This is a genomic window from Spirulina subsalsa CS-330, from assembly GCF_028330765.1.
Lineage (GTDB): Bacteria > Cyanobacteriota > Cyanobacteriia > Cyanobacteriales > Spirulinaceae > Spirulina > Spirulina subsalsa_A.
The window spans coordinates 1-10,170 of the sequence record NZ_JAQMTY010000139.1 but is presented as its reverse complement, the minus strand read 5'-3'; the positions used below and the strand labels follow the sequence as shown (position 1 = coordinate 10,170).

The window sequence follows — 10,170 nt, the reverse complement described above, 5'->3', positions numbered from 1 at the left end:
GGGCTTAAGACTCCCTTCTCCTCGTGGGAGAAGGGCCGGGGATGAGGGCTTAAGACTCCCTTCTCCTCGTGGGAGAAGGGCCGGGGATGAGGGCTTAAGACTCCCTTCTCCTTGTGGGAGAAGGGCCGGGGATGAGGGCTTAAGACTCCCTTCTCCTCGTGGGAGAAGGGCCGGGGATGAGGGCTTAAGACTCCCTTCTCCTCGTGGGAGAAGGGCCGGGGATGAGGGCTTACGCCATCCCCATCACCTGCGCCACGGTATTAAGATCATTAGCGATCCCGGTGTGGGCTTGGTTGGTGCTGGCTTGAATCGCGGTGTCGGGATCTTTTAAGCCGTTCCCCGTCAACACACAAACCACCGTTGCACCGTCGGGCACTTGGTCTTTGCATTGGAGCAGGCCCGCCACGGAGGCGGCGCTGGCCGGTTCGCAGAAAATCCCCTCTTGACCCCCAAGGAGGCGATAGGCGTGGAGAATTTCGTCATCGGTGACGGCGTTGAATTCCCCTTGGGAGGCTTCGTGAACGGCGATCGCTTTCTCCCAATTCGCCGGGTTACCAATCCGGATCGCCGTCGCCACCGTTTGGGGATCGGAGCACAGGTGACCGGTGACCATCGGAGCCGCCCCCGCCGCCTGAAACCCCATCATTCTCGGCAAGCGTCCACTCTTACCCCGTTGGTGATATTCACAAAATCCCATCCAATAGGCGGTAATATTGCCCGCATTCCCCATCGGGATACAGAGCCAATCCGGAGCATCCCCCAGGGCATCCACTACCTCAAAGGCTGCGGTTTTCTGGCCTTGGAGACGATAGGGATTGAGGGAATTCACCAAGGTGACGGGATAGTGATCCGCCAACTGCCGCACTAGGGTTAAGCAGTCATCAAAATTACCATCAATGGCAATCACGTCTGCCCCATATAGCAGAGCTTGCGCCAGTTTACCCAGCGCCACATAGCCATCGGGAATTAAGACATAGGCTTTCATCCCCGCTCGGCAGGCGTAGGCTGCTGCTGCTGCGGAGGTATTCCCGGTACTCGCACAAATGACGGCGCGATCGCCCGCTTCTTTCGCTTTGGACACCGCCATGGTCATGCCCCGGTCTTTAAAGCTGCCGGTGGGGTTGAGACCATCATATTTAGCGTAGACAGCAACATTACGACCGATGGCTGCGGCGATCGTCGGGATCGGAATCAAGGGCGTATTCCCCTCGTGGAGGGTGACCACCGGCGTTGTCTCGCTGACGGGGAGAAATTCTTGATAATGGCGGATCAGACCCGGCCACCCTTGATGGCGAGAGGGGTCAATAATCGCGGGGGCAGAAGGACTTAAAACCACGGTGAGCCTCTGAGGAATTCAGATTAACAAAAAAAAGATGGGATCGTTATTATCCCATCTTTTATTATTTTCTCGCTTTTTTAGGCGATCTTGGCGATCTTATTGCGCCGCATGGGATTTTTTCCGATTGCCAGACCATTGGGTGGGTTTTTTCGACCGACTTCCTTCGGAGTAAGGCCGGCGCGATCGCCCTTTACTGGCACCACCGCCACCGCCACCACCACCGCGTTTAATCGGTTTTTGCACTCCGTCATCCGTGGGAACATCCCAATCGGTTTTCATCCAGGCCGGACAGGATTGGTCGTAGACCATTTGGAGGGCAGCAGCGGCGATCGCTTGGGGATCATATTCCGCGCTCAACTCCTTCACCGTCGGCAAGAACGACGCAATCCGCTCACCGGACAAGGTTTCTTGGAGGGTGGATTTCAGCTTCTCTAAGCGACGCGCTTCAACGAGCGATCGCGTCGGAATCTGAGACGTTTCGATCCGCTGTTTCAAACGGCGCTCAATCCGTGACAGGAGGTGACGATCCATCGGTTGAATCAAGGAAATCGCTTTCCCCGTCTTCCCGGCTCGGCCCGTACGGCCAATGCGGTGAATATAGGTTTCCGCACTATCGGGCAGATCGTAGTTAATCACATGGCTGAGGTCTTCCACATCCAAGCCGCGCGCGGCGATATCCGTGGCTACCACCAACTGCACCTGACCATTCCGGAAGCGTTGCACCAACCGTTCCCGCTGCACTTGGCTTAGGTCACCGTGGTATTCATCGACGGTCAACCCAGCCCCTTGGAGTTTGACGGTGATTTCCGCCGCCGATCGCTTCGTCCGCACGAAAATAATGCCCCGTTCTGGCTGTTCAATTTCCAGAATCGGTTGGAGCGCCTTAATTTTCGTCCAACTGCGGGGAATCATGTAGACCCGTTGCTCAATCCGCATCGGAGCTTCATTGGTCTGCTTGACCGTGACGGTCGCAGGGGATTTGAGAAATTTTTGAACCAAATCTTGAATGGCACGGGGCATGGTGGCCGAGAAGCACGCCGTTTTTCGGGTGTCTGGGGTGCTTTTCATGATCTTGATCACATCGTCAATGAAGCCCATGCTGAGCATTTCATCGGCTTCGTCAAGGACGACCCACTTGAGGGTATCGAGCTTGAGCTTTTGGCGATCAAGGAGATCAATGACCCGGCCAGGCGTACCGACGACAATCTGAGCACCGCGTTGCAGGCTCCGAATTTGTCGTTCGATGGATTGACCCCCACAGACAGTGAGGACGTGAATACGACGACTCACTGCAAAATCTGTTACGGCTTGGGCGACTTGTTGAGCCAATTCCCGCGTGGGGGCCAAAATCAAGGCTTGGACTGTTCCGTCTTGCGGATCGATGTGTTCGAGCACCGGCAGCGAATAGGCTGCGGTTTTTCCGGTTCCAGTCTGGGACTGACCCACCACATCGCGGCCCGCCAAGATTTGGGGGATCGCTTGTGCTTGAATATCCGTGGGGGTTTCAAACCCGATCTCGGAGAGTTGCTCAACACAACGCTCTGACAGTCCAAGACTTGCAAAAGAAATTGTCATAAGTATTCTTACTTTGGTTTCCGTCTAGTTTAAAAAACTTAACCTGATTTGGGAATGGGTGAGGTCAGCATTCGGTAACGCGATCGCCCATGGGTCAAGGAGGGAGGTGCAATTAAGGCCGGCATAGCCTGCTTAGCGGACTGTGCCGTGGAGGTCGTAGATGTCCGCATCGGTGATGTGGACGGGGATAATTTGTCCCAACTGAGCGGCTCCGTTGACATAGACAAGACCATCAACCTCCGGGGCAAACCGGGGCGATCGCCCAATATACAGATTGGTCTCAGGATGCTCTTGTTCGATTAAAACTGGTACAGTTTTACCAATTTCAGCTTGGTTACGACGCGCAGCAATCGGTTGCTGAATCGCCATCAGGCGATCGCGTCGGTCATCCATTACGTCTTGGGGGACTTGGTTTTGGAGATGGTATGCCGGTGTTTCTGCTTCAGGGGAGAAGGTGAAAACGCCCACATGATCAAACTCATGGCGTTCAACAAACTCGCACAGATGTTGAAAGTGGCTCTCCGTTTCGCCGGGAAACCCAACAATAAAGGTGGTTCGCATCACCGCATTGGGTAAGGCGGTCTTCAGCCGGGTGATAATATCGTCATTAATGCGCCCTTGCCAGGGCCGATTCATCGCCCGCAAAATTTCCGGGTGGGAATGTTGGAGGGGCAGGTCTAAATAGGGCAGAACGTTGGGAGTTTCTTGGATCGCGGCCACGACTTTGGGAGTCAGTCCCGTGGGATAGGCATAGTGCATCCGAATCCACGGCACATCGACATTGCCCAACGCCTGCAATAATTCTGCAAGTTTGGGTTCGCCGTAGATGTCTGTTCCGTAATTGGTCGTGATTTGAGAGATTAAAATTAACTCCTGTACGCCTTGATCAGCAAGGATTTTCGCCTCAGTGACGATAGATTCAATTGAACGCGATCGCTGGTTGCCGCGCAGGTGCGGAATAATACAAAATGCGCAGCGATAGTCACACCCTTCGGCAACCCGTAAATACGCAACTCCCTCGGTTGTAGTGCGGTAGCGGGGCGTGGTTTCGTCAGCAATGTAGGTTGGCTCTTGGGAAACCTCCGTAACCCGTTCGCCAGATTCTACTCGCTCAATAACATCAACTATCTTATGGTAGTCGGCACTGCCCACCACTGCAACTGCTTCGGGCAATTCTGCTAAAAGTTCCGTTTGGAAATGCTGAGCCATGCAGCCGGTGATGACAATTTTTTTATCCGCTTCGGCCAGTTCAACGAGGGTGCGCACGGACTCTTCCCGTGCCGCCTGGATGAAGCTACAGGTGTTGACAATGACGTAGTCGGCGAGGCCTTCGTTGGCATCGACGGTGTACCCGGATTGAGCCAGGAGACCGAGCATATGTTCGGAATCAATCCGATTTTTTTCGCAGCCGAGATGAGAGATGGCAATGGTTGGCTTGGGGCCCATACTGAATGTGACGTGCGTGGTGGTGGATTGGGGGGTAAATCGGGGGTGACCATCCAATGCTTTTGATGGACTGCCCATTGAAAGCATAGAATATTTCAGGGAGGGTTTGTGGATTTGCGATCATCCCCTGGCTCGATAAAATCATCTGGATGAGATTATTTCTCTTGGTGTTCCCTTGGCGGTGTGGTTGCGCTGATTGGCGTAGCGATCGCTGGCTGGTCTTCCCGATCGGGAAACAGCATGACCCCTTTGTACGTTAGCGGCGAGTGACAAAACGGACGTGGATTTAAAACAGATCTTTTCTACCCCTCATCCCATTATTGGCGTGGTTCACCTGCTCCCCCTCCCCAGTTCACCCCGCTGGAATGGTGATCTCAAAGCCGTGATCGCCCGTGCGGAACAGGAGGCGACCGCCTTGGCAGCCGGTGGGGTGGATGGCATTATTGTCGAGAATTTTTTTGATGCTCCCTTTGCCAAGGATCACGTTGATCCGGCGGTGGTGAGTGCGATGACCCTGGTGGTGCAGCAAATCATGAATTTGGTGATGGTGCCGGTGGGGATCAATGTGTTGCGCAATGATGCCCGCAGCGGCATGGCGATCGCGACGGTGTGCCAATGCCCGTTTATTCGCGTCAATGTGTTGACGGGGGTGATGGCCACGGATCAAGGCATTATCGAAGGCAACGCCCATGAACTGCTGCGCTATCGGCGGGAATTGGGCAGTGAGGTGGCGATTTTTGCCGATGTGTTGGTGAAGCACGCCCGGCCCCTGGGAATGCCCAATCTCACCACGGCGGTGCAGGACACGATCGAGCGGGGCTTGGCCGATGCGGTGATTCTCTCCGGTTGGTCTACGGGCAGTCCGCCGAATTTGGAGGATTTGGAATTGGCGGCCAATGCGGCCAAGGGCACGCCGGTGTTAATCGGCAGTGGGGCGGATTGGGATAATGTGGCGACCTTGATGCAGGCGGCGGATGGGGTGATTGTGGCCAGTTCCCTAAAGCGTCACGGCCAGATTCATGAGCCGATCGATCCGATTCGCGTCCAAGGCTTTGTGGAAGCGGCGCGGGAACCGGTGATTGAGACAGCGATCGCCTCTACTCCCCTGAAAATTGCGCCCTAAGAGTGGTTTAAATTAGATAGGCTGTTGGTTGCATTTCCATAGATCTTGATCATGACTGAATCTTGGCTTTCCCGCTGGTCTCGTCCCCTGATGCTCGCGATCGCGGTCTTGGGTATCATCCTCACCGCCTATCTCACCTGGGCAGAACTCACGGGCCAAACCCTGGTCTGTCCGGTCACGGCCAACGGCAGCGACTGTAATGATGTGCTCAACAGTGCCTACGGTCGCCTGTTTGGTGTGCCCCTCAGTGCCTATGGCTGTGTGGCCTATGGGAGCATGGCGATCGCCGCTGGACTGCCCTTAGCGATTGACCCCGACGAGAAACGCAGTTTACGGCGCAGCATCGAGGGAAAAACCTGGCCCCTGTTGCTGATTGGCTCCCTGATTATGGCCACAATGAGCGGCTATCTCCTCAGTGTGCTCGCGTTTGAACTCCATAGTTTTTGTCCCTATTGCCTCACCTCGGCCCTCTTTTCCTTTACCCTCGCCGGTCTCAGTTTGGCAGGGCAAGATGGGGAAGATTTCGGCTCGGTGCTTTCAACGGCGGTGATTGTTGTGGTGCTAACCCTGGTGGCCACCCTGGGAGCCTACGCCCAGGATCAACCCGCTCCGGCGGTGGCTGTGGCGGGCGATCGCCAAGCGATCCCCAGTTTAAAAACCCGCCCCCAACCCGGCAAAGGTTGGGAGATCGTCACCCAATCCGGGCCCGCTGAAATCGCCCTCGCCCAACACCTCCAGGCCACCGGGGCGAAAATGTACGGGGCGTACTGGTGTCCCCATTGCAGCGAACAGAAGCTCCTCTTTGGCGATCGCGCCTTTGCCCAAATTCCCTACATTGAATGTGCCGAAGGGGGTCAAAACGCCCAGCCGGACACCTGCCGCGCCGCCGGTCTCGACTCCTATCCCACCTGGGAAATCAATGGCGAACTCTATGCGGGGATTCACCGTCTTGATGAACTCGCCGAACTCTCCGGTTACTCCGGATCACAAGCCTTTCGCTACTTTATGCCGGGACTGAATTAAGCCCAAGCCAGCCCTCGAACACACTACACTAAACAACAAAATCCCAATTCTCAGCACCGTTCAAACTGTCATATCCGTGTCATCGGTTCGTCAACCGTGAGCTATACCTTGGGGTAGTGATTACACCTTCCTGTTAATCTTCAATCGTTAACAACTTCTTATGCGGCGTAAACGTTCTCAACCTTGGATTCATAAATGGTCGCGCTTCATCATTGGTGCGATCGCAACCGTGGGCTTTTGCTTAACCGCCTATCTCACCATCACCAAGCTCACCGGCGGCGCAGTGGTCTGTTCCGCCGCAGACTTCACCGCATCCGCCCAAGGCTGCAACAGTGTCCTTGACAGCCCCTATGCCACCGTCTTCGGCTTGCCCCTGTCCCTCTTTGGGGCCTTGGCCTATCTGAGCATGGGCAGCGCGTCCCTCCTCCCCTACGCGATTAATGCCGACCAAAAGGCCAAATTCCGCGAAAGCGTCGAGCAGTGGACTTGGTTATTTCTCCTCGTCGGGGCAACCTCGATGATGGTCTTTAGTGGCTATCTGATGTATGTCTTGTTTTTCAAGCTGCAAATGACCTGCTACTACTGCATCGGTTCGGCCCTCTTTTCCCTCAGTCTGTTCGGGCTAACCCTGGCCGGGCGAGATTGGGACGATATGGGCCAACTGATCACCACGGCGATCATTGCGGCGTTGATGACCCTAGTGGTGACTTTGGGGATTTATTCGCACATGAATAGTCCCGCCGTAGCCGAGGCAAAGCAAACCATTCCGGCGATCATAGAACAACCGAAACCCGGGGTCGGTTGGGAGATTAGCACCACCTCTGGCCCTGCGGAACAGGAATTAGCCGCCTATTTAACCGAGCAGGGGGCTGTGATGTATGGGGCGTATTGGTGTCCCCATTGTTTTGACCAAAAACTGCTGTTTGGGAAGGAAGCCTTTGCGGCGGTGACCTATGTGGAATGTGCCGAAGATGCCACGGAAATAAAGCCAGACCCGGCGAAATGTGATGCCGATGGGGTGACAGGCTATCCGGCTTGGAAGATTAACGATACCCTGTATCCAGGAGTCCGCCCCCTCGAAGAGTTAGCGACACTGACGGGATACACCGGCTCTCAGGACTTTAAGTATCAAATGCCCTGATCGGGGTGCATTGTTCACGATCAATACGGTAAGTCCCAGGGGGGATTTTGGGGTGCGATCGCGATTAACCCACCATAGATCATTCCGATCTTGACATTGCCATGCTGAAGCCTTTGCGTCGGTTTACCTCTCGACTCCTTCGACAACAGAGCCTGTTTGTGATTGTCGGCAGTGTGACCCTGTTGGTGATTGGGATACGTTGGACGGGGATTTTGCAAGGCTGGGAATGGGCCGTGTGGGATGCCTTGGTGCGATCGCGCCCCCCCGCCACCGCACCCGAAGATCGGATCATGATTATCAAGGTGGAAGAATCCGACCTGCAAAAATACGACTATCCCCTCTCTGATGGCGATGTGGCGGCGCTGCTCGACATCATTGCCGCCGCCCAGCCCAATGTGATTGGCCTGGATATTTATCGGGGCGAAGCACGGGAGCCGGGCCACAACCGCCTGATGAACACCATCCAGCGCCTCCCGAACTTGGTGGTGATTGAGCAACTCGAAGACGACGAGAAGATCGGCATTGACCCCCCGCCCGCCGCCACCCCGGAGCAGGTGGGCTTTAACAACGTGGTGATTGATGCTGATGGGGTGATTCGCCGCAGCATTTTCTTTTGGCATCTAGACGGCGAGGTGAAAACGAGTTTTTCAGTGCGGGTGGCCGAGGCCTATCTCGCGGCGAATCAGGGGGAAGGGTTACTCGCTGGGCCAGAACAACGCCGTTGGGGGCGACAACCGGCCCTGTCGCCGGGTCGGTTGGGTGAGCAGACGGTGTATTGGTTTGAGCCGAACCATGGCCCCTATGTGCGGGCCGATGCCCAGGGTTATCAGGTGGTGGTGAATCCCCGCAATCCGGCGCAGTTCAAGACCGTCACGATGGAGGAGGTGATGACGGGGGCCGTGCCAGCGGAGCAGATGCGCGATCGCATTATTCTGATCGGCTACACCGCCAACAGTGTGAAAGACTATTTCAACGGCCCCTACAGTGCCGAGCTTTTCCAAGCCCCCACCCAATTTTCCGGGGTGGAGTTTCATGCCAATTTCATCAGTCAAATGATCAGCGCTGAATTGGATCAATGGCCCCTGATTCGGTTTGGGTGGGGTGAAGCGGAATGGCTTTGGATCTTACTGTGGGCTGGGGTTGGTGGGGGGATTGTCTGGAAAGTGCGATCGCCCCTCGGCTATACCACCCTGTTGCTGGGGTCTGCGGCTCTGTTGGGTAGCATCGTCTACGGGGCGTTGCTCGTAGGGTGGTGGCTTCCCCTCGTGCCGCCCCTCCTCGGCATGGGCAGTGCAGCGATTATCCTCACCAGCTATCTCGCCTACCAAGAAGAAGAATTCAAACGCTCCACCGAATTTCTCCGCTCCATTATCGACAACATTCCCGACCCCATTTTTGTCAAAGACCCTACCCACCGCTGGATGATTTTTAACCAAGCCTTTTGTGACTTCAGCGGCTATGAACGCAGCCAAATTTTGGGAAAAACCAATAGCGAAATTTTCACCGCTGCGGAATCGGAACAGTTTAACCAGGAAGAGGCCTGGGTTTTTGAACATCAAACCCCCCGCGAAACTGAAGAAAAATACACCAGCAGCGATGGCATTACCTACCTCAGTGCGACGAAGCGATCGCTCCATAAAGATGCCGCCGGTAACGTCTTCCTCGTCGGCGTGATCCACGACATCACCGAACGCAAACGGATTGAAGAAGAACTGCGCCGCACCACCGCCGAACTCACCCGATCCAACAGCGAACTCCAAAAAACCCAGACCCACTTACAACGCCTCGCCTATTACGACTCCCTCACCGGCCTCGCCAACCGCAAATCATTTTTTGAAAGCCTGAAAGCCTCTCTCAACTGGGGGCGCGACAACGGTAAATTAGTGGGCTTACTCTACCTCGACCTCGATGGATTCAAAGCCGTTAATGATTCCCTCGGCCATCATGTGGGGGATTTACTCCTGCAAGCTGTGGCAAAACGGATCACCCATTGCCTGCGGGACAGTGATATCGTCGCCCGCCTGGGGGGAGACGAATTCACGGTGATTCTCCCAGGGATTAAAAAGCACAATGACACGGGCATTGTGAGTGAAAAAATTATCAGCACCCTCGCCCAGCCTTACCAATTAGAAGACCATGAAGTAGGGGTCACCGTGAGTATTGGCAGCAGCTTATTTCCCAAAGATGGCGAGACGGAAGAAGTCCTGATCAATAAAGCCGACCACGCCATGTATTGCGCCAAAAACGGCGGCCGCAATCAACACCAAATGGCGGATTGATTACAGAGGATTCCAGGAAGGGTACTTTGAGCCTCCTCCGTTAGGGTAGCGAGCTAGAAGCTCGCACTACAGAGGATTCCAGGAAGGGTACTTTGAGCCTCTGGCCTGGTTGACTGACAAAATTAGCCAGATCCCGGAAAGCCCTCACCCTAGCCCTCTCCCTAGGGGCTACTGCTTATACACAAACTGCTCTTAACGATGTTCACCTTCTCTCGATCCCCCCTAGCCCCCCTTAAAAAGGGGG

7 protein-coding genes are annotated in these 10,170 nt (G+C 55.2%); 4 read left to right on the top strand and 3 right to left on the bottom strand.

What is annotated here, in order from left to right; genetic code table 11:
- Positions 1 to 229 precede the first annotated feature (229 nt).
- The 3 genes from thrC to rimO all read right to left on the bottom strand — a co-directional run bounded on the left by thrC (position 230) and on the right by rimO (position 4,360).
- Positions 230 to 1,336 carry a threonine synthase gene (gene thrC / locus PN477_RS09300; RefSeq protein WP_272117553.1) on the bottom strand — a complete coding sequence of 369 codons (1,107 nt, stop codon included), beginning with the start codon at positions 1,334 to 1,336 and terminating at the stop codon, positions 230 to 232.
- A gap of 99 nt (positions 1,337 to 1,435) precedes the next feature.
- Positions 1,436 to 2,914 carry a DEAD/DEAH box helicase gene (locus tag PN477_RS09295; protein ID WP_272117551.1) on the bottom strand — a complete coding sequence of 493 codons (1,479 nt, stop codon included), beginning with the start codon at positions 2,912 to 2,914 and terminating at the stop codon, positions 1,436 to 1,438.
- Positions 2,915 to 3,046: 132 nt separating this feature from the next.
- Positions 3,047 to 4,360, bottom strand: coding sequence for a 30S ribosomal protein S12 methylthiotransferase RimO (rimO, locus tag PN477_RS09290; RefSeq protein WP_272117549.1), 1,314 nt, complete (start codon positions 4,358 to 4,360; stop codon positions 3,047 to 3,049).
- Between the two features lie 280 nt (positions 4,361 to 4,640).
- Between rimO and btpA the strand changes: the two genes are divergently transcribed.
- From btpA to PN477_RS09270, 4 genes are all read left to right on the top strand, one after another.
- A complete protein-coding gene (gene btpA / locus PN477_RS09285) occupies positions 4,641 to 5,483 on the top strand; it encodes a photosystem I biogenesis protein BtpA (protein WP_072621973.1) in 843 nt (280 codons plus the stop codon).
- Between the two features lie 51 nt (positions 5,484 to 5,534).
- The gene (locus PN477_RS09280; protein ID WP_272117546.1) at positions 5,535 to 6,506 is read left to right on the top strand and encodes a vitamin K epoxide reductase family protein; all 972 of its coding nucleotides are present in this window, start codon (positions 5,535 to 5,537) and stop codon (positions 6,504 to 6,506) included.
- 160 nt (positions 6,507 to 6,666) lie between these two features.
- A complete protein-coding gene (locus PN477_RS09275; RefSeq protein WP_272117544.1) occupies positions 6,667 to 7,647 on the top strand; it encodes a vitamin K epoxide reductase family protein in 981 nt (326 codons plus the stop codon).
- 101 nt (positions 7,648 to 7,748) lie between these two features.
- Positions 7,749 to 9,926 carry a CHASE2 domain-containing protein gene (locus PN477_RS09270; protein WP_272117542.1) on the top strand — a complete coding sequence of 726 codons (2,178 nt, stop codon included), beginning with the start codon at positions 7,749 to 7,751 and terminating at the stop codon, positions 9,924 to 9,926.
- Positions 9,927 to 10,170 lie beyond the last annotated feature (244 nt).